This is a genomic window from Desulfuromonas acetexigens (genome assembly GCF_900111775.1).
Taxonomy (GTDB): Bacteria; Desulfobacterota; Desulfuromonadia; order Desulfuromonadales; family Trichloromonadaceae; genus Trichloromonas; species Trichloromonas acetexigens.
This window is the reverse complement of record NZ_FOJJ01000039.1, coordinates 108231-126990: the sequence shown is the minus strand read 5'-3', so window position 1 is coordinate 126990 and position 18760 is coordinate 108231. Positions and strand designations below refer to the sequence as shown.

16 protein-coding genes and 1 pseudogene are annotated in these 18760 nt (G+C 61.6%); 9 read left to right on the top strand and 8 right to left on the bottom strand.

What is annotated here, in order from left to right; translation table 11 throughout:
* Window positions 1–23: 23 nt before the first annotated feature.
* The 8 genes from BQ4888_RS15290 to BQ4888_RS15255 all read right to left on the bottom strand — a co-directional run bounded on the left by BQ4888_RS15290 (window position 24) and on the right by BQ4888_RS15255 (window position 8007).
* The gene (locus tag BQ4888_RS15290; RefSeq protein WP_092058209.1) at window positions 24–1280 is read right to left on the bottom strand and encodes a glycosyltransferase family 2 protein; all 1257 of its coding nucleotides are present in this window, start codon (window positions 1278–1280) and stop codon (window positions 24–26) included.
* A gap of 140 nt (window positions 1281–1420) precedes the next feature.
* Window positions 1421–1660: a hypothetical protein gene (locus tag BQ4888_RS15285; RefSeq protein ID WP_140396684.1), complete on the bottom strand. Its 240-nt coding sequence runs from the start codon at window positions 1658–1660 to the stop codon at window positions 1421–1423.
* A 15-nt stretch (window positions 1661–1675) separates the two neighbouring features.
* Window positions 1676–2101, bottom strand: coding sequence for a response regulator (locus BQ4888_RS15280; protein ID WP_092058205.1), 426 nt, complete (start codon window positions 2099–2101; stop codon window positions 1676–1678).
* 425 nt (window positions 2102–2526) lie between these two features.
* Window positions 2527–3042, bottom strand: a complete 516-nt coding sequence (locus BQ4888_RS15275) for a hypothetical protein (RefSeq protein WP_092058203.1) — start codon at window positions 3040–3042, stop codon at window positions 2527–2529.
* Between the two features lie 8 nt (window positions 3043–3050).
* Window positions 3051–3920, bottom strand: a complete 870-nt coding sequence (locus BQ4888_RS15270) for a HAMP domain-containing protein (RefSeq protein WP_092058201.1) — start codon at window positions 3918–3920, stop codon at window positions 3051–3053.
* Window positions 3921–4081: 161 nt separating this feature from the next.
* Entirely contained in the window at window positions 4082–5866 is a 1785-nt protein-coding gene (locus BQ4888_RS15265) for an ATP-binding protein (RefSeq protein ID WP_092058199.1), read from the bottom strand.
* Window positions 5867–5868: 2 nt separating this feature from the next.
* Window positions 5869–6558 carry a response regulator transcription factor gene (locus tag BQ4888_RS15260; protein WP_092058197.1) on the bottom strand — a complete coding sequence of 230 codons (690 nt, stop codon included), beginning with the start codon at window positions 6556–6558 and terminating at the stop codon, window positions 5869–5871.
* Between the two features lie 132 nt (window positions 6559–6690).
* Entirely contained in the window at window positions 6691–8007 is a 1317-nt protein-coding gene (locus BQ4888_RS15255) for a glutaredoxin family protein (RefSeq protein WP_140396683.1), read from the bottom strand.
* Between the two features lie 119 nt (window positions 8008–8126).
* Between BQ4888_RS15255 and wrbA the strand changes: the two genes are divergently transcribed.
* The 9 genes and pseudogenes from wrbA to BQ4888_RS15210 all read left to right on the top strand — a co-directional run bounded on the left by wrbA (window position 8127) and on the right by BQ4888_RS15210 (window position 18714).
* Window positions 8127–8747, top strand: coding sequence for an NAD(P)H:quinone oxidoreductase (gene wrbA, locus BQ4888_RS15250; protein WP_092058193.1), 621 nt, complete (start codon window positions 8127–8129; stop codon window positions 8745–8747).
* A gap of 163 nt (window positions 8748–8910) precedes the next feature.
* On the top strand, window positions 8911–10599 hold the full coding sequence (locus tag BQ4888_RS15245; RefSeq protein WP_092058190.1) for a potassium channel family protein: 1689 nt from the start codon (window positions 8911–8913) through the stop codon (window positions 10597–10599).
* A gap of 28 nt (window positions 10600–10627) precedes the next feature.
* Window positions 10628–12070 (top strand): annotated as a pseudogene (locus tag BQ4888_RS15240) (dihydrolipoyl dehydrogenase family protein); the annotation flags it as partial.
* A 212-nt stretch (window positions 12071–12282) separates the two neighbouring features.
* Window positions 12283–13452: a three-Cys-motif partner protein TcmP gene (tcmP, locus tag BQ4888_RS15235; protein ID WP_092058186.1), complete on the top strand. Its 1170-nt coding sequence runs from the start codon at window positions 12283–12285 to the stop codon at window positions 13450–13452.
* Window positions 13449–14216 carry a DUF5131 family protein gene (locus BQ4888_RS15230; RefSeq protein ID WP_092058184.1) on the top strand — a complete coding sequence of 256 codons (768 nt, stop codon included), beginning with the start codon at window positions 13449–13451 and terminating at the stop codon, window positions 14214–14216. Before tcmP ends, BQ4888_RS15230 begins: the two co-directional genes overlap by 4 nt.
* 79 nt (window positions 14217–14295) lie before the next feature.
* A complete protein-coding gene (locus BQ4888_RS15225; protein WP_092058182.1) occupies window positions 14296–15564 on the top strand; it encodes a putative DNA modification/repair radical SAM protein in 1269 nt (422 codons plus the stop codon).
* A complete protein-coding gene (locus BQ4888_RS15220; protein ID WP_092058180.1) occupies window positions 15564–16316 on the top strand; it encodes a TIGR03915 family putative DNA repair protein in 753 nt (250 codons plus the stop codon). The genes BQ4888_RS15225 and BQ4888_RS15220 overlap by 1 nt, the downstream gene beginning before the upstream one ends.
* Before the next feature lie 81 nt (window positions 16317–16397).
* Entirely contained in the window at window positions 16398–18188 is a 1791-nt protein-coding gene (locus BQ4888_RS15215) for a methyl-accepting chemotaxis protein (protein ID WP_092058178.1), read from the top strand.
* An 85-nt stretch (window positions 18189–18273) separates the two neighbouring features.
* On the top strand, window positions 18274–18714 hold the full coding sequence (locus tag BQ4888_RS15210; RefSeq protein WP_092058177.1) for a hypothetical protein: 441 nt from the start codon (window positions 18274–18276) through the stop codon (window positions 18712–18714).
* The last annotated feature ends 46 nt before the right edge of the window (window positions 18715–18760 follow it).

Genomic DNA, 18760 nt, shown 5'->3' with positions numbered 1-18760 from the left:
TTCCAATGAGCAATAGCCGCCCGTCAAAGAGCCGATTGCCGTTGCCGCAACCGCGCCAGAAACTCCGCCGGACCACCTCCAACCGGCAGGCCCGCCCACGCCAACAACTCCGGCAGCGCCGCCTCGGGGGAAAGGCGCTCCCGGCACAGGGCGTGGATCAGGCGCAGGGAGGCCAAGCCATCAAACCAGCCGTGGAAGGCTCTCTGCAACGCTTCGGGTTGGGGGTGGTTGCGGCGCAGACGCTCCCAGGTCGAGACAAAGTTCAGGCTTTCCAGATAGGTGGCGAGCTCCTCGGAAAATTGTCGGGCCATGGTCAGCAGCACGGCGCCCGAGCTTTGCCCCTGATCGGCCACCAGCGCCAGCCATTGGCCGAGAATCCGGAAGGCCCGGGGTTCGTAGAACGTGACGGCGGACTCCTCGCCGGCCAAAAACCGGGCGACGCTGCGACCGGTGCCGAAGGGGGTACGCCCGGAAGGACGCGGCGAAGGCCGGACCAGGGTTCCCGCAACCGGAGCGACACCCGAAGTCTTGGCCAGTTGCTGAAGAAAATAGAAATCCTCCCCGGCGCTGCGGCGGTTCATCCCCCCCGCCTTGATATAGGCGTCGGCCCGGCAGGCCAGAGCGCTGCCGACGGCGTTAAAGGCATAGGGGGAGCCGGCCAGCTCCAGGCCCAGGACATAGTGGCGCAGATAGAGTTCGTAGCGCTCAATGGCCCGCTCTTCGGCGGCGTCCCGCCCCGGCTGATGGGCGAAAGGCAGCACCGCACCGCCCGCCTCGGAAACGGCGAAATGACGAAATAGCGCCGGAAGATAGTCGGGACGCACCAGGGTGTCGGCATCGAGACTGACCAGAAAGGGACGCCCTGAGCCCGTTACCAACCGGGTCAGGGCGAGGTCGAAGCCGAGCTTGCGGGCCAGACCGACACCGGCCCTTTTGGCCGGAAACTCCCGCCCGGGGCCGGCGGCGTCGACCCAGGCCAGACGCAAGGGGGAAGCCGGCCACTCCCGCAGTCGGCGAAGATCGGCGAGATTGGCGGCACGAATCGACGCTTCCGCCTCTTCCGAGTGATTGACCACCACCAGAATCAAGGTGCGTGCGAGGTCTTCACGGGGATTCTCCGCCAGAGCCGCCAAGGTAGTCCAGAGGCTCTCCCCCTCGGCCAGGGCGGGAATAACCACCGCCGCCGCGAAATCTTCCTCAGGACAGCCTTCGATGGTCCAGGGCCCGGGCAGGGCGCGGCGGTGCAGATACTGGGTAAGCATGGCGGCATTCAACAGCATTTCTCGCCTCGAAACAGGGTTGACGGCGCCCCTTTTAACCCGTTTCCCGCTCCATGCCAAGCCTTTTCCGCCCCTGAAACGGAACGGGGAGACGCGACCCTGGTCGCGCCTCCCCGCTATCTTCAAAGTTCTGATGGAACTCAAAACTTCATGCGATCTTCTTTTTCTTCCTCCCCCTCCCGGGAACGGGAGGAAAGCTCCCGTGCCGCCTGACTGACCTGCCGCAGAGCCGGCCAGACCTGACGGACGGCAATCAGGGCGCAGACCGCGAAGAACCCCCAGACGATCCATCCGGACTCGGCCGGTTCCGCCCCCGTCGCCCAGGCGGCGGCCGGGATCATGGCCGCGGCGATCGCTATTAGTGCGTTCGACTTTCGCATCCGCCCTTCGTCCCTTCAGGCCATGGCTTCGAGACGCTGGAGGCGCTGCGACTGGGTCGAAGGCACCTGCGGATATTTCTCGAAGGCACAACGTACCGCCAAGCGCAACTCTTCCTTGTCTTCGGCGGTCACCGGACGCAAGGCATGATAGAAGATGCCTTCGCCGCGGACCTTGCGCAGCAGAGGGAGAGAGTCCTCATCCGAAACCAGGATGATCATCAGATCCTTGCTGCATTTCTTCACCAGCGGAATCAGTTCCACCGCCAGCATGTTCTCAAATTCCATCCCGAGCAGGAGCACCTGGGCCTGATTTTTCAGGGCGTCCCGAAGAACCTCCACCACCGAATTGGCCATCCGGATCTGGTATCCTTCCTCGGCCATGAGCTTGCGCATTTCTTCGCGCGAAGCATTGTCTTGGTCGGCAATCAAAAGTGTTCGCATAATATCCGCCTTTCCATGTCATTCATTGTGGATGATCTTAAGGGGTTCATTTCCCGGCGCCTTCACAGAGAAGATTGTTCCGGACGGCGACAGCGGGAAGACTGGCCTTTGGCTTTGTCTCTATCTATAGCAGTGCCCGTGCCAATTTTAAATTTTTTCTAAAAAAATAAATAAGAGGTTGATTTTACTGAACATATTCTCTGGCCGAAGAAAGTCTGAGCAGAAATGAGATTAGAAGCGTATAGGAAATTCATACGCATAGGGGGGAGGGGATTACCGGACCGGTCCGGTAATATTATTCAAACCACTGGAATTAAAGGGATTTATGGATTTTTTCGGGAATGTATAGGGAGCTTATACAGAGGATAGGGTTTTGGGTATACGCGAAGGGGAAGGGAAAAACGGGGAAGAATGCCGGAAAAACCTCAGTCTTCCAGCTTTTTGAGAAGTTCTTTTTCGGTGCGGATCGCCTCGCTGCAAGAGTTCCAGATGGCGTAATACTCCAGGGAGAGGATGGTCGCACCGGCGGCGAAGACCGCCCAGAAATTGTCGGGCAGGGTTTCGCCGTAATAGTAGAAGAAATAGAAGCCGCTCAGGTAACCGAGGTGGGACCAGCCGCGGTAAGTCTCGGTCCCCCCCATCATCCGCGAGAGGATGAGAACCAGAGCGGAGAAGCTGTAGACCACCAGGGCGATGCTGATCAGTTTGACCGGCGGCGCCGCGCCGAGAACCGCGCGCGCCCCTTCAGAAAAGGTGGGAAGGAAGTTGAAATTGCGCTGGGCGCCAAGGCTGATGAGGATGAAAATTGCCAGCCCCCAGAGGCCCCGATTGGACAGTTGATGGAGTCGACGGATTTCGCGGCGCACCTCTTCCCGTAACGGGCCCCGATCTAAACGGGAGGGGGTTGGCTGTTCGCCGGAAGGATCGGAACGCTCGGTCATAACGCCACCTAGTCGGCAAAAGTATCGGGCGGAGTGGGGCGGGGCGGCGTCGGTTCACCGCTGCGTCCACGCAGGGTTTCCAACTCGCGATCTTTTTTCTCCAGGCGCAGCGCCAGGCTTTGCAGGGATTTGCCGAGCATTTCGATTTCGTCGATGCCGCCCGGGGGAGGGGCATCGGTATTGCCGCGGGTGGCGGCGTTAGCGTAGGCGACGAGGTTGGTGATCGGCAGCAGAATGTTACGGCGCAACAGGGCGCAGACGCCGCCGACGGTCAGAACCAGTACCATCAGGCAGAAGACGACCATGCGCCAGGCGAGGGTCGCCAGGGTGGCGCGCAGGGGTTCGGCCGAAAGACCGATATCGAGGGTTCCGAGAACTTTCAGATTGGCGGGATGGAAATGGCATTCGGCAGTGGAACAGCTGGGCTCATTGTAGATGGGAGCGGTGATCGCCACCACATGATGACCCTTCTCGTTGGCAAAGCGGCGAGCCTGCTCCATGGGGCCGAGGTTGGTGGCGGGCACCTCTTTTTCGTGGCAACCGACGCAGCCGGCATTCTTTTTATCGACCAGCTGGTTGACTTCCTCGGGGTCCGACGAATAGACGATCAAGCCTGAATGGTTGAAGATACGGGAGTGTTCGACCTCGCCCTGCTCGCCGATATTGGAGATGATGTTGCGCAGGCTCTCGCGATCGTCGTGGAGCATGGCGTAGCGGGTCGACTTGACGATGATCCCCGCCAGGTTGACTTCCCGCTGGATGGCGCTGTTGAGCATATCCCCCTTGATGAAGGAATAGAGCAGGATGCAGCAGACCACGACAAAACCGGTGACCGCCACGGCGACTGGAACGACGGCTTTGGCAGCGATGCTTCTCATAAGACATCCATCCTTTACGCTGAATCCCGCCTGGCCGCGCCGGGTCGGAGAGCTTGAACAACTGAGAGTTAAGGAGGATTAATAGCATAGGGACGAGGCGCAAGTCAATTCATCCTTGCGCCTCACGAGGAACTTTTACGATTGCTTCGCGGCGACGGGGCTCAGGCGGACGCGGCGGGTAGAATCAGGGTAAAGACGCTCCCCTCGCCGGGGGTGCTGTGCACCACCACCTGGCCACCGTGGGCTTGGGCGATGTGTTTGACGATCGCCAGACCGAGTCCGGTGCCGCCGAGCTTGCGGCTGCGCGCCGGATCGACCCGGTAGAAGCGCTCGAAGACTCGCGGCAGATGCTCGGCGGCGATGCCGACCCCCCAGTCCTGTACCTTGATCATCAGCTGATCCCCCAACTGGGCGGCATCGACCACCACCTTGCCGCCGTTGGAGCTGTACTTGACGGCATTGGTCAGCAGGTTGACCAGCGCCTGTTCCAGCAGCGGAGCGTTGATCCGGCCGCGCAGTTCGGAGGAACAGAAGAGACGGATTTCCAGCTGCTTCTCGTCGGCAGCCGGCTGGCAGACCTGCTGAGCCGCGTGTAACACTGGCCAGACCGGCGCCGGAACCAGGGGAATGGTGGCGGCGCCGGCATCCTGCTCGATGCGCGACAGAGCCAGCAGATCGTCGACGATGGCCTCCAGTCGGCTCGCCTGGCGGGCGACGATGGCAAGAAAGCGCTCGGCGGCGGCCGGTTCGCCGAGGGCGCCACCACCGAGAAGGGTTTCTACCGAGCCCTTGATCGCGGTGATGGGCGTTTTCAGCTCGTGCGAGACATTGGCGACAAAATCGCGACGCACCGATTCCAGGCGGCGCAACCGGGTGACGTCGTTGAAGACCATGAGCGCGCCGATTTCCCGCCCGCCCAGATCGCGCAAGGGCGCCCCCCGCATCTGCAGGCTGCGCTCGCCGTCGGGACCGGGCAGGCAGAGATCCTCCTCTTCCATCTCGTGACTGGCCAGAACCCGCGCCACGAACCGCTGCAACTCGGCCTTGCGCGCCACTTCGAGCACCCTGCGGCCGGTTGCTTGGGCGGGGGTGACGGCGAGCAGACGCGCCGCCGCCTGATTGATCCGCAGGATGCGCTCCTCGGGATCGACGGCGATCACCCCTTCGCTCATGCTCGACAGCACCGCCTCCATCTCGTTGTTCTGCCGCGCCCGGGCCTGGATGCGCTCGTCGAGTTCAGCGGCCATGCGATTGAGGGCGGAGCCGAGGGCGGCGATTTCCAGCGAGCCTGTCACCGGCAGGCGTTGGCCAAGATCCCCCCGGGCGAAGCGTTCCGCCCCCAGCGTCATCTCCTCCAGCGGGCGGGCGATGCGCCGGGAAACAATGAGGCTGAGCAGAGCGGATATCGCCGCGATGCCTAGACCGACCCCCGCCAACCGCCAGTAGAGACCTTGCAGGGCGTGGGACATGGCGGTCACGGGAATCGCCACCCGCAGCGCGCCGACCAGCCTATCCCCACGGATCTGCGGCAGCGCCGCGTACATCATCTCCTGCCCCAGGGTGGCGCTGTAACGGATGACATGCCCTTCCCGCCCGCCCAGGGCGGCCGCTACTTCCGCGCGCGTTCCATGATTGTCCATGCGCGCCGGGTCCTTCTGGGAATCCCCCAGAACCCGCCCGTCCGGCAGGATCACGGTGATGCGGGTGGCGGAGAGCCGACCCAGCTCCTTGCTCAAGGCATCCAGGCGCGCCCCCGCTTCCGGGCTCCAGGGTTCGTCGAGACGTTCGGAAATGAGCCGTCCCCGGGCCTGAAGTTCGGCGAGGGTCTGTTCGACATGAAAGTCGCGGAGAGCGCGGGAGGTGTACCAGGCGACCGCCAGCAGGACGACAAGAATGAGGATCAGATAGGAGGGATAGAGGAACCAGATGAGGGGACGACCGCGCATGATCACTCCTTGAAGCGGTAGCCGACGCCCCGCACCGTCTCGATGTAACTGCCGGCATCGCCGAGTTTCTTGCGCAGGCCGACGACCTGCACATCGACCGCCCGGTCGGTGACGGCGTAGCCTTCACCGCGAATGGCGTCGACAATCTGGGTGCGGGTAAAGACCCAGCCCGGACGGCCCGCCAGCAGATATAGCAGCCGAAACTCGGTCAGGGTCAGCTCCACCTCGCGCCCGGCGACCAGCACCTTGCCCCGCCCGGGATCGACGACCAGATCGTGCACCGCCACCGGCTGCCCGGAAAATTCCGGCCCGGACTGCCCGCGCCGGCGCAGCACCGCCTGGATCCGGGCCTTGAGCACCTGCGGGCTGAAGGGCTTGGTCAGGTAGTCGTCGGCGCCGATCTCCAAACCGGAGACGATATCCGCGTCCTCCCCTTTGGCGGTGAGCATGATGATCGGCAGTTCGGCGGTCCCGGGCTCGGCGCGCAGACGGCGGCAAACCTCGAAACCATTGATGCCGGGAAGCATCAGATCGAGAATCACCAGGTCGGGATGGAGCGCCGTCGCCTTGGCCACCCCCTCCTCGCCGCTGGTCACGCACTCGACCCGGTAACCGGCCTTGATCAGGTTGTACTGGATCAGCGCCAGGATATCTTCTTCATCCTCGATGACGAGGATTCGTGCCTTGCTCATCGTTCACCTCTCCCGTTAAGCCGTCGTTGTCGGAAGCTTGTCACACGATTGTTAGAAGATGATTAGCGCTGACGGGATTTCTTTCGGGAAAATAGCAGAATCCGCCGCTTTTTTAACCCGAATAATCGGCCGCTACCGATCACAGCGGTGCCGCGGGCGGAAACGCCCATCCAGCCACACCAGCAGCGCGACGGCCACCGGCGCCAAGACAAGGAGCACGACGGCCGCCAGGGGATTGGTGAGGAGTTCCGGCGCCGACAGCAAGAGGCCGCCGAGGAGGAGCATCATCACCCCGGAAAGGAGTTTGAGGATGCGCCCCTGGCGCTCGCCGAGCTTTTTCGAGCCGAGGGTCCAGGTGAAAATGAGCACAATGGTCAATAGCGGCAGGACGTAGATCAGACAGTAGAATCCGAGAAAGAGATAATGCTGCCAGGGTTGCAACTGATGGAGCGTAAGAATCCGCGTGTAGATCATGGGGAAACCGGCGGTACAGAGCAGCTCGTAGGCGTTGGCGGTGAGCGCCAGCACCAGGGTTCCGACCAGCACCGAAGGAAGTTTCGAGGTCTTCACCAGGGCACGCATGCGGGCGAAGAGCCCAGGCTTGGCCCGTTCGGGGATGGAGAGGGAAACCCCGGCCTTGAAGAAGTAAAAATCCTTGATGTTGATCGCCGCGATCGCTACCGCCAGCAGCCCCGCCGCCAGGGTGATGCCGCGCAGGGCGCCGGCGACCAGGAAGAGATTGAGCCAGGCGGCCATGAAGAGAAAATAGAGCAAGCCCGAGCAGAAGACGAAGGTGCCGCCGACCAGCAGCATCAGCTTGCGCGAACGGGCATGGCCGAGCAGACTGAGGAGAAAGAGGAGGACGAAGAAGGCGCAGGGATTGAAGCCGTCGAGCAGGCCGATGACCGCCGTTAGAACCGGCAGCGACAGGCTGTCGACCCCGACCCGGCCGAGGACGGGAACGTCGACCGACTCGTCGGCGGGGAGGTCCGCAACTTTTTCCGGGCCCGACCCTGATTCCGTCACCGGAGCGAGAGGGTCGGCGCAGCCGACCGTCAGGCAACGTTCCAGCGCGATCTCGATCTCCCGGCCCAGAACCGGCGAGAAACCGAACCAGAGACGCTCGCCGAGAAGGATCGCCGGAGTACTGACCATCTGTCCCCGCGCCTCGGCCTGGGCCAGCAACTCGTTGAAGGCGGCCCGATCCCCCCAGACGTCGTGCTCGACCAGTTCGATCCGGGGATCACGACCGGCCAGCGCGACCAGCACCGGCCGGGCCTCGGCGCAGTGCGGACAGTTGGGCGCCCAAAAATAGTGGATGCGCACCCGAGCCTCGGCCGCCAACACACCCTGCCCCCAGGCAAGGACTATCCATACCCCCAAGAGGGCGATCCCCATTCCGCGCAATCCGAACTCCATCGCAGAAATCTTGTTTTTCGTTCTTTTCATTATAGCGGATCCAGCTGTTCCGGCGAGTACCGGATGTCGAACGCCGATAATTGCCAAAATCCCCGACCATGATAAAATACCGACTTAGTCCTATTTTCTTCCAACCAGAAGGAGTTGCCATGAGTGTCAAGATCCAGATCGTCTTTTACAGCATGTACGGCCATGTCCATCAGCTGGCCGAAGCGGTCGCCGAAGGCGCCCGCGAAGTTCCCGGCGTCGAGGTCGGCCTCTTCCAGGTTCCCGAACTGGTGCCCGAGGACGCCCTGGAACGCACCGGCGCGAAAGCGGCCCGCGCCGCCTTCGCCCATATCCCTGTCGCCCGCCCGGAGCAGCTGGCCGAGGCCGACGCCATCCTTTTCGGCACCCCGACCCGTTTCGGCAACATGTGCGCGCAAATGCGCAACTTTCTCGACCAGACCGGCGGCCTCTGGGCCAAGGGCGCGCTGATCGGCAAGGTCGGCAGCGTCTTCGCCTCCACCGCCACCCAGCACGGCGGCCAGGAAACGACCATCACCAGTTTCCACACCACTTTGCTGCACCACGGCATGGTCATCGTCGGCGTCCCCTACAGCGAGGCCCGCCTGACGACGATGGCGGAAGTCAGCGGCGGCACCCCCTACGGCGCCACCACCCTGGCCGCCGCCGACGGCAGCCGCCGGCCGAGCGAAAACGAACTGGAAATCGCCCGCTTCCAGGGGCGTCATGTCGCCGGAATCGCCGCTCGCCTGCACGGCGGGTAAGTTCGCAGGGCGTGAGGAGTAACGAGTGAGGAGCGAGGCGCGATCAGCATGGTCGCGCCTTGTTCTTGTCGTCGCCAGACAGGAAATCATGGATTCCCCTCCCCGCCTGGTTTAAAATCCCGTCATCGCCCTGTCTCGTCCAGCGTTTCTCCCCGGGAGCCCCATGAAGACCCTTGCCTCCGAGCTCGCCTACTTCCTCCGCGGCCGCGCCCGCCAGAATCTCAAGGTACTGGTTCTCTACGGCATTTTCCTGCTCACCCTGATCCTGGCCTACGCCACCCTCTTCCGTTTTCTCATGTGGAACCTGGAGGGTCGGGAATATTCCTTCATCGCCGGCATCTACTGGGTCATCACCGTCATGACCACCCTCGGCTTCGGCGACATCACCTTTCAGAGCGATCCCGGCTACATCTTCGCGGCGATCGTGACCATCTCGGGGATGATCTTCCTGCTCATCATCCTCCCGTTCGGTCTGATCAGCCTCTTTCTCGCCCCCTGGATCGAACAGCGCCTGCGCTACCACCCGACCTACGAACTCCCCCCCCAGACCCGGGGGCATATTTTGATTTTCGGCATCGATCCCATCACCCGCGCCTTCATCCAGAAGCTCAAAGCCCGCGACCTGCTCTTCGTCGTCGTCACCGCCAACTACGAACAGGCGCTGCACCTGGAAGAACAGGAGGGCTTCAAAGTGGTCTACGGCTCGGCCACCGACGCCCGGGTGCTCACCGGCCTGCGGGTGGCGGCCGCCCGCTATGTGATCGCCAACCTCAGCGACCCGGAAAACACCAACATCTGCCTCACCATCCGCTCCCTCTGCCAAACCCCCATCGTCGCCCTGGTCGACGATCCGGAGCATGCCGATCTGCTGCGCCTGGCGGGAGCCCACCAGGTCATCCCCCTGACCCGCATCCTCGGCCGCTACCTGGCCACCCGCAGCACGACGCGGGGCGCCCTGGCCCATGTCCTCGACTCCTTCGGCTCCCTGCAGATCGCCGAGATCCCGGTGCACGGCACCCCCTTTGCCGGGCAGACCCTGAAAGAGGCGCAAATCCGTCAGAAAACCGGGCTTTCGGTCATCGGCCTGTGGGAGCGGGGAACCTTCACCATCCCCAGCGGTGACTCGCTGCTGGGGGAACACGCCCTGGTCATGTTCGCCGGCACCCGCGCCCAACTCAGCGCTCTGGAAAAATTCACCGGCGAGGCCGCCGAAGACGAACTGATCTTCATCCTCGGCCACGGCCGCATCGGCTGCGCCGCCGCCACCTTTCTCGACCGTCGCCCCATCCCCTATATTCTCGTCGACCACCACGAAAGCCCGACCTGCCAGGAACACGTCGTCGTCCTCGGCGACGCCACCGGCCGCCACACCCTGAAAAAGGCCGGCATCGACCGGGCCAGCGGGGTGATCGTCACGACCAACGACGACAGCACCAACATCTTCCTGACCCTGACCAGCCGTCATCTGCATCCGCACATCCGCATCGTCGCCCGGGCCAACAATGAGGAGAATGTCGAGCAGCTCTATACCGCCGGTGCCGACTTCGTCGTCTCCAATGCCTCGGTCGGCGCCAACATCCTCATGAATCTACTGGAACACAAGGCTTCGGCCTTTCTCGCCGAGGGCGTGGCGGTCTTTCGCCGCCCCCTGCCAGCCGCGCTGGCGGGCAAGACCATCGAACAGTCGCGGCTGCGCCCCCTCACCGGCTGTTCCATCGTCGCCCTCGACCCTCCCGACGGCAGCGAAACCCTGGTCTCTCCCCCGCCCGAAACCCGCCTCGTCAGCGGCACGACCCTGCTTTTGATCGGCGGCCCGGAACAGGAAGCGCTCTTCGATCAAATCTATGGCTGATATCTTCGCTCGACTCATACACCGGCTGAAGCCGAAGCACTTCGACTACAACCTTGTTATTCTCGGCGGCGGTTCGGCGGGACTGGTCACCGCCTATCTCGCCGCCGCGGTCAAAGCCAAGGTGGCGCTCATCGAAAAAGAGAAGATGGGCGGGGATTGCCTGAACAGCGGCTGCGTGCCGAGCAAGGCCTTGCTGCGCACGGCGCGGTTATTGGCTGACGCCCGCCGGGCCGGTGATTTCGGCTTACAAGATACGGCAATCCCGTTCGATTTCGCCGCGGTCATGGCGCGGGTCCAGCGGGTGGTGGAACAGGTCGCGCCCCACGACTCGGTTGAACGCTACCGGGGTCTCGGCGTCGAAGTGATCGCCGGGGAAGCGCGCATCACCTCCCCCCACCGCATCGAAGTGAACGGCCGGACCCTGACCAGCCGCGCCATCGTCGTCGCCACCGGCGCCCGCCCTTTCGTGCCGCCGATTCCGGGTCTCGACCGCATCGACTACCTGACCTCCGACAATCTCTGGCGCTTGCGGCAGCTGCCGCGCCGGCTGCTGGTACTGGGGGGCGGACCCATCGGCTGCGAACTGGCCCAGGCCTTCGCCCGTTTCGGCAGCGCCGTGACCCTGGTGGAATTGGCGCCGCGCCTGCTGATCCGCGAGGATGAAGAAGTCTCGGCGTTGCTCGCCGCGCGCTTCGCCGCCGAGGGCATTCGCGTGCTGACTGGCCACCGGGCGAAAGAAGTCCGCACCGACGGCGAACGCCGGATGCTGATTTGCGAACACGACGGGAAAAGGGTGGAAATCGAATTCGACGCCATTCTTGTCGCCGTCGGCCGTGCCCCCCGGGTCGAAGGTTTCGGCCTCGAAGAGTTGGGGGTCGAACTGACCGAGCGGGGCACGCTCAAAGCCGATCCCTGGCTGCGCACCAACATCCCCAGCATCTTCTGCGCCGGAGACGTCACCGGCCCCTATCAATTCACCCACAGCGCCGCCCATCAGGCCTGGTACGCGGCGGTCAACGCCCTCTTCGCCCCCTTCAAGACCTTCAAGGTCGATTACCGGGTCATCCCCTGGGCGACCTTCGTCGATCCCGAAGTGGCGCGGGTCGGCCTCAACGAGCAGGAAGCGCGGGAACGGGGAATCCCCTGCGACGTGACCCGTTATGAGCTGGCCGAGCTCGACCGGGCCCTCGCCGACGGCGCCGCCGAGGGCTTCATCAAGGTGCTGACCAAGCCGGGCTCGGACAGGATTCTCGGCGCCACCGTCGTCGGCCGCCACGCCGGGGAGACCATCACCGAGTTCGTGAGCGCCATGAAGCACAACCTGGGACTCAACAAGATTCTCGGGACGATTCACATCTATCCGACCTTTGCCGAGGGGAACAAAGCGGTAGCGGGGGTGTGGAAGCGCAAGCATGCGCCGCAACGGGTGTTGCGGTGGGTGGAGCGGTTTCATGCGTGGCGACGGGGGTAGGAATATTGTCAATATTACAGCTATTTACAAACCCTTAAGACCGCCATCTTCTTCCTCTCCGTCACTTTTATCTCTGACAATCAAATTCTTGACGAATCGCGCAGCTCCGAATAGATTGACAAAAATTTATTTTTCAAAGGAAGACGATCGAATCCGCCTGAGACATATTTTGTCTCAGTAAACTTCTACACTTGAACTGTAATGGAGGCAAAATGGAGGATCTAAAGGATTACAAAGGTCGAGAGCAAGCGTATATAAAACACAAACTTCTGGAAGCCTACCTCATGCGACTTTTCATGATAGTTGGGCAATTTCAGAAAACCATCTGTTATGTCGATTGCTTTGCAGGCCCCTGGGAAGAAACCCGCGATGACTTGATGGACACGTCCATCGGCATTTCGATGAAAATCATGTCGGAATGCCGCGAAGCACTGCTCCGCCTGGGGAAAAATATCCAATTCCGCGCTTTGTACATCGAAAAACGTAAACGAGCCCATGCCAAGTTGAAAAGCTATTTACTAGAGAACTCCCCATCAGGTATCGCGGCAGAGTCTTTCTTCGGTGATTTTTTCGAACTGCGCACAAAGGTACTTGAGTGGTGCGGCTCCGACGATTTTGCATTTTTCTTTATCGACCCCAAGGGTTGGAAAAATGTTGTTGAGATACCGACGCTTAAGCCTCTGCTTCAAAGGCCGAAGTCAGAATTCCTTATCAACTTCATGTATGACTTCATTCTGCGCACTCACACGCAGAAAGAATTTGAAGAGGTTATGGCTGCCATCTTCGGAGAGGTGCCGAATACCAAAGGGATGTCCCCTGACGAACGCGAAAATCACCTGCTGACCCTTTATCGCACATACCTCAAGAAGCACATGCCGGCCAATGGTAGTAACCCACGATCTGCCATGATCCCGATCCTTGATCGGACGCGAGACCGCACCAAATATGAACTGGTCTACCTGACACGTAGCCCAAAGGGAATTGAAGTGTTCATGGCGGCCTCAGAAAAACTTGATTTTGTTCAACGACGGGTCAGAGCCCGCACCAAACAGGAACGGGCGGAGGAAAAAACGAAACAACAGAGCCTTTTTGCAGTGGAAGAGTTGGTGCCTGAAAAAGACGGCAGGGTTGACTTGGAAATTGTCAAATCCTACTGGATTAAAAAGCTTGGCGCAGAGCCGCAACGCTTTGGTATAGTAGAACTTGCCGACATCCTTGAGGAGACTGGCTGGTTCGAAAGTGATCTACAGGAAGCTTTTGGCGAACTCCTTTCCGAAGGTAAGGTCGAAAATCTGGATATGGACCGGAAACGACGCTCCAGATTTGTCCATTTTGATGAGAACCGCAACACGGGCGAACGCCTGAGAAGAATAGAGCAATGAGCACGAAGACAAAAATCGAATGGACCGAACAGACCTGGAATCCTGCCACGGGATGCACGAAGCTTTCCCCCGGTTGCGCTCACTGCTACGCCGAAGTAATGGCACGGCGGCTCCAAGCAATGGGCGTAACGGGGTATGAAAACGGCTTTGCCCTCACCCTCCTCCCCGAACGCCTTGACGAACCGCTGAAACGCAAGCGGTCGACTGTTTACTTCGTCAATTCGATGAGCGACCTCTTTCACGAAGAAATCCCCGACACCTATATCGACAAGATATTTCGGGTGATCGAGCAAGCCCCGCAGCACACCTTTCAAATTCTTACCAAACGCGCCGAGCGCATGGCCGACTTTATGCGCACCCGCCGCCCACCAGACAACGCCTGGCTTGGAGTGACGGTAGAAAACCGCGCCCACGGACTCCCCCGTATCGATCTGCTACGCACGGTCAAGGCTCGCATTCGTTTTTTGTCGATGGAGCCGCTGCTTGAAGATCTGGGGGAAGTCGACCTGTCCGGCATCCACTGGGTCATCGTTGGCGGGGAATCAGGACCATCGGCTCGCCCAATGCAACCTGAGTGGGCGTCGAACATCCGTCACCAATGCGCATCCCAAAAGGTGGCCTTCTTCTTCAAGCAGTGGGGGGGATGGGGACCGGACGGGGAAAAACGGGCAAAAAAGAGCAATGGTCGTCTGCTCGACGGGCGCACCTGGGATGGGGTGCCAAAAGTTGAGATCACAGACAATTCCCGCCGGTACTTCTTTTAAAATCATCAAACGATTCGACGTATTCCGTCACACCCCTGGGCTAACATGGGGTAAAGCCCCCTGCCCGAGGTAACCCCCGATGCCCGACCTGACCCTGCAACAGAAAATCACCATCCTCGCCGAGAGCGCCCGCTACGACGCCTCCTGTTCGTCGAGCGGCAGCGACCGTCGGCATTCCGGCGCTCTCGGCCATGCCCTGCCGGCGGGCTGTTGTCACAGCTGGTCGGCGGACGGCCGCTGTATTTCCCTGCTGAAAATCCTCCTCTCCAACGCCTGCATCTACGACTGCGTCTACTGCGTCAACCGCCGCAGCAACGACCTGGCCCGCGCCACCCTCAGTGCCGCCGAGGTCGCCGATCTGACCATCAACTTCTACAAGCGCAACTACATCGAGGGTCTCTTTCTCAGCAGCGGCGTCTGGCGCAGTCCCGACGAGACCATGGCGCGGATGCTGGAAACGGTGCGGCTGTTGCGGGAGGAGCACCGCTTCGGCGGCTACATCCACCTCAAGGTCGTTCCCGGCGCCGATCCCCGGCTGGTCGAAGCGGCCGGGCGCTACGCCGACCGCCTCAGCGTCAACATCGAACTCCCCAGCGAAGCGAGCCTGAAGCAGCTGGCGCCGGAGAAGGGGCGCGACGCCATCCTCGCCCCGATGGGACAAATGCGCGAACTGATCGGCGAGTCCCGCGCCGAGCGCAAAAAGAGCCGCAAGGCGCCGCTCTTCGCCCCCGCCGGGCAGAGTACCCAGCTCATCGTCGGCGCCAGCCCCGAGAGCGATTTCCAGGTGCTGCGCCTGGCCGAATCCCTCTATCAACGGATGGAACTCAAGCGTGTCTACTATTCGGCCTTTGTCCCGGTGAGCAGCGACAACCGCCTGCCGGCCTTGGTCGAGCCGCCGCTCTTGCGCGAGCATCGCCTTTATCAGGCCGACTGGCTGCTGCGTTTCTACGGCTTCACCGCCGCCGAACTCCTTGACGAGGAACAATCCCACTTCGACCTGCAACTCGACCCCAAGGCCTGCTGGGCCCTGCGCCACCGGGAGTTCTTTCCGGTGGAGGTGAACCGGGCCGATTACTCGACGTTGCTGCGGGTGCCGGGGATCGGCGTGCGCTCGGCTCAGCGCATCGTCCGGGCGCGGCGGGTCGGCCCCCTCGATTTCGACGGCCTGAAAAAGCTCGGCGTCGTCCTCAAACGCGCCCGCTATTTCGTCACCGCCAAGGGCCGATATCTGGGGGAAACGGATGTCCAGTCCCTCGATCTGAAACAGCGCCTGCTCGCTCCGCCGGAGCCGGCCCAGCCCCAGGCGGTGCAGCTCGACCTCTTCTCGGCGATCAGCGGCGAACTCTGATGATCTTTCGTTATGACGGCAGTTACGCCGGATTGCTGACGGTCCTCCAGCGCATCTTCGCCCGCCGCGAAACCCCCGACGCCATCCTCTGCCGCGAGCCCGAGCAGGCGGATCTCTTCGCCGCGTTCTTCGAATCGAATACCGAGCCGGAACTCGCCGCCCGCCTGACTGCCGCCATTCGCCTGCATCTCGGTGCGGAAACCGCCGCCAACCTGCGCGACGCCTTCCTTTCCGGCCAGGGCGGCATCGAAATGGACCTCTACCGCTACCTCAAGCTCGGCTGGCGGGTACGCCGGGAACTCGACCGCCATCTCACCGATCCGAATGTCGCCGCCGTCCATCGCGCCGCCCACCGCACCCGCCACGAGGCCCACCGTTTCAAGGGACTGCTGCGCTTCCGCGAGACCGAAGACGGCCTGCTCTACGCCCCCTTCCGCCCCGACGCCGACATCCTCGCTAAGCTCGCCGCCCATTTCGCCATCCGCCTCGGCGACCGCCGCTGGCTGATCCACGATGTCCGCCGCGACCTCGGCGCCCTCTACGACGGCCGCCATTGGGCCATCGGCGCCCTGACCCTGGAGACGGCGCCGACCTTCAGCGCCGAGGAAGACGAGTGGCAAGAGCTCTGGCGCGCCTTCTTCGACCACATCGCCATCCCCGAACGAGCCAACCCCCGCCTGCAGAAACGCTTCATGCCGATGAAATACTGGGAATTTCTGGTGGAGCACCCGTCCCTGCAAAAGAATAAATAAAACGGTATTTGATTTTTTTTGAGGTCTTAGGCTAAGATCAAGCAGACCTTGAATTTTAATCCTTCACGCCGTGAGGACAACATGCCACTATTCAAAGAACTCTATACGACCCTGGAACGCTCCTTTTTCCAGACCCTTACGCGCAAGTTGGTGGGCAATCTGCTCTTCCTGCTGCTGCTCCCGGCGCTGGCCCTGCTACTGCTTTGGCTCGACCTTGTCCATCTGCGCCAGACCCTGAAGACCCTGGAACTTCCCCCAGAAACCCTTGGCCATATCAACGAGCTTTTAGGGCAAACCCTGCGGCACAGCGTCTGGATTTTTACCCTGACCCTGGCCGCTTTCATCTTTACCTTCTGCTTTCTGCGCCACCTGGTCGTCCTGCCGGTGCGCCGCCTGCGCGACCTTTTCGGCCGCATGGGAGGCAAGGACGGCGACCTGTCGGAGGACCTGCGCATCGACTCCCATGACGAATATCGGGAACTGGTGGACAACTGCAACCTCTTTCTGGTCAAGCTGCGCAAGGTGATCCTGTCGATCCGCCAGATGGGGGTGAGCATCGCCATCAGCTCGGTGGGGCTGGCCAAAAAGATCGATGACGCCGCCGTACATGCCCGGGAACAGAACACCCTGGCCCAGGAAATCTTCATCAGCAGTGAAGAATCGAAAGCGGCCCATCTCAACATTTCCGACAATACTCAGGGGGTCTGCGCCTCGACCTCGAACAGCGTCGATATGGCCCGCAAATCCTACCAAGATCTTTACGCGGCCAACACCAACCTCGAAACCATGGGGCAAAAAATCGCCCACTACGCCAACAACATCCAGGCTCTCGATACCGAGTCGAAAAGCATTCAGCAGATCGTGTCTCTGATTCGCGGCATCTCTTTCCAAACCTCGCTTCTCTCACTGAACGCCGCCATCGAGGCAGCCCGAGCCGGACAAGCCGGCAAGGGGTTCGCGGTGGTGGCCGACGAGGTCAAAACCCTGGCCGAACAGGTCAACAACGCCAGCGAGGATATCGAAACCAAGGTCCGCGCCATCCTCGACAATATTCAAGCCAGCCTCAGGGAAACCCAGGAAATCGTCGCCGTCACCCAGGAAACCAGCCAGGCGGTAAGCAATTCTCGCCAGAGCTTCGCCGACTTGATCGGGCATTTCGAAGAGAACGACAATCGCTTGCAGGGGATCACCGCCGCCATCGAGGAGCTCTCCGCCAGCAACGAGGAAGTTCACGCCAAGGTCGCCAATATCCACGACACCAGCAATGAAGTGGCCCATTTCATGAACGAAGCGAAGGACTCTTCCCAACACCTGAAAACCATTACCGAACAGATGCAAGAAATGGTTTCGGGATTCCGGGTTGGATCCGGCAAGCTCGAATTCATCATCGACAAGGTCCGGAGCTTCTCCAATGACTTCGAGCAGCGCCTCGCCCAGCATCAGAGCACGGGAGTCAACATTTTCGATCGCCAGTACCAGCAGCTCCCCAACATCACCCCCGCCAAATATAAAACCGCTTACGATGCCGTCGTGGAAAAGGAATTTCAGCCCCTCTACGACCGGCTGCTGGGGGATATCGAAGGCGCCGCCTTCGCTCTCTGCGTCGACGGGAACGGTTACGCTCCGACCCACAACAGCCGCTTCTCCCAGCCGCTGACCGGCGATCTGGCGCGGGATCTCACCGGCAGCCGCGACAAACGGATCTTCAACGATCCCACCGGTAGCCGCGCCGCCCGCAACACCCGGGAAGTACTGTTGCAGACCTACCTGCGCGACACCGGCGAAATTCTCTGCGACCTCTCTATGCCGATCTTCGTGGGCGGCAAACACTGGGGGGCACTGCGCCTCGGCTTTGACCCCCGGGCACTGTAATGTAGATTCCCCGGCGCGGTAGTCCTTGACCGTAGCGCGACTTTTCCGCTATAAATAAGTTTAGTCTTTTCATGAGGAACAGGATTTGATCCGCATTCCCTTCCATCGCTGTCTCGCCGCCATCATTCTGCTGGGCTACCTGCTCTGCGGCAATGGCCTGGCGCGCGCCTTCGTCTGGTGCGTCGACGAAGCGGGGCACAGCCATGTGGAAGTGAATCCGGCCGGGAACTGTCAGGTTTCCTGCGATGCCCCCGAGGACCAGCCCTCTTTGCCCGAGCCGGGCTGGCATGCCGCCCCCCTGGAGAAAGACTGCCGGGATGTCTCCCTGCTCGCCGGGCAGGCCAAAAATGTCCGCGACCTCAAGCTCCTCCCCCCCGACTGCACGCCCCTGCCTCTGGTCCTTCCGCCGACCCTGCGGAACCTGGCCGAGCGCGCGCCGCAACCCCTTCACCCCCCGGAGCTGACCCAGCCTCCGCCTCAGACCACCGCCCTCGCGGCTCTCAAAACCGTCGTCCTGCTGACCTAGCCCAAACTCCGGAACCCTGTGGAAGCCGTGGCTCCGCCCTGCGCGG

Bases quoted from the DNA above. Each gene is read 5' to 3' on its own strand.
- BQ4888_RS15290 (WP_092058209.1), bottom strand. From the start codon at position 1,280: ATGCTGTTGAATGCCGCCATGCTTACCCAGTATCTGCACCGCCGCGCC.
- BQ4888_RS15285 (WP_140396684.1), bottom strand. From the start codon at position 1,660: ATGCGAAAGTCGAACGCACTAATAGCGATCGCCGCGGCCATGATCCCG.
- BQ4888_RS15280 (WP_092058205.1), bottom strand. From the start codon at position 2,101: ATGCGAACACTTTTGATTGCCGACCAAGACAATGCTTCGCGCGAAGAA.
- BQ4888_RS15275 (WP_092058203.1), bottom strand. From the start codon at position 3,042: ATGACCGAGCGTTCCGATCCTTCCGGCGAACAGCCAACCCCCTCCCGT.
- BQ4888_RS15270 (WP_092058201.1), bottom strand. From the start codon at position 3,920: ATGAGAAGCATCGCTGCCAAAGCCGTCGTTCCAGTCGCCGTGGCGGTC.
- BQ4888_RS15265 (WP_092058199.1), bottom strand. From the start codon at position 5,866: ATGCGCGGTCGTCCCCTCATCTGGTTCCTCTATCCCTCCTATCTGATC.
- BQ4888_RS15260 (WP_092058197.1), bottom strand. From the start codon at position 6,558: ATGAGCAAGGCACGAATCCTCGTCATCGAGGATGAAGAAGATATCCTG.
- BQ4888_RS15255 (WP_140396683.1), bottom strand. From the start codon at position 8,007: ATGAAAAGAACGAAAAACAAGATTTCTGCGATGGAGTTCGGATTGCGC.
- wrbA (WP_092058193.1), top strand. From the start codon at position 8,127: ATGAGTGTCAAGATCCAGATCGTCTTTTACAGCATGTACGGCCATGTC.
- BQ4888_RS15245 (WP_092058190.1), top strand. From the start codon at position 8,911: ATGAAGACCCTTGCCTCCGAGCTCGCCTACTTCCTCCGCGGCCGCGCC.
- tcmP (WP_092058186.1), top strand. From the start codon at position 12,283: ATGGAGGATCTAAAGGATTACAAAGGTCGAGAGCAAGCGTATATAAAA.
- BQ4888_RS15230 (WP_092058184.1), top strand. From the start codon at position 13,449: ATGAGCACGAAGACAAAAATCGAATGGACCGAACAGACCTGGAATCCT.
- BQ4888_RS15225 (WP_092058182.1), top strand. From the start codon at position 14,296: ATGCCCGACCTGACCCTGCAACAGAAAATCACCATCCTCGCCGAGAGC.
- BQ4888_RS15220 (WP_092058180.1), top strand. From the start codon at position 15,564: ATGATCTTTCGTTATGACGGCAGTTACGCCGGATTGCTGACGGTCCTC.
- BQ4888_RS15215 (WP_092058178.1), top strand. From the start codon at position 16,398: ATGCCACTATTCAAAGAACTCTATACGACCCTGGAACGCTCCTTTTTC.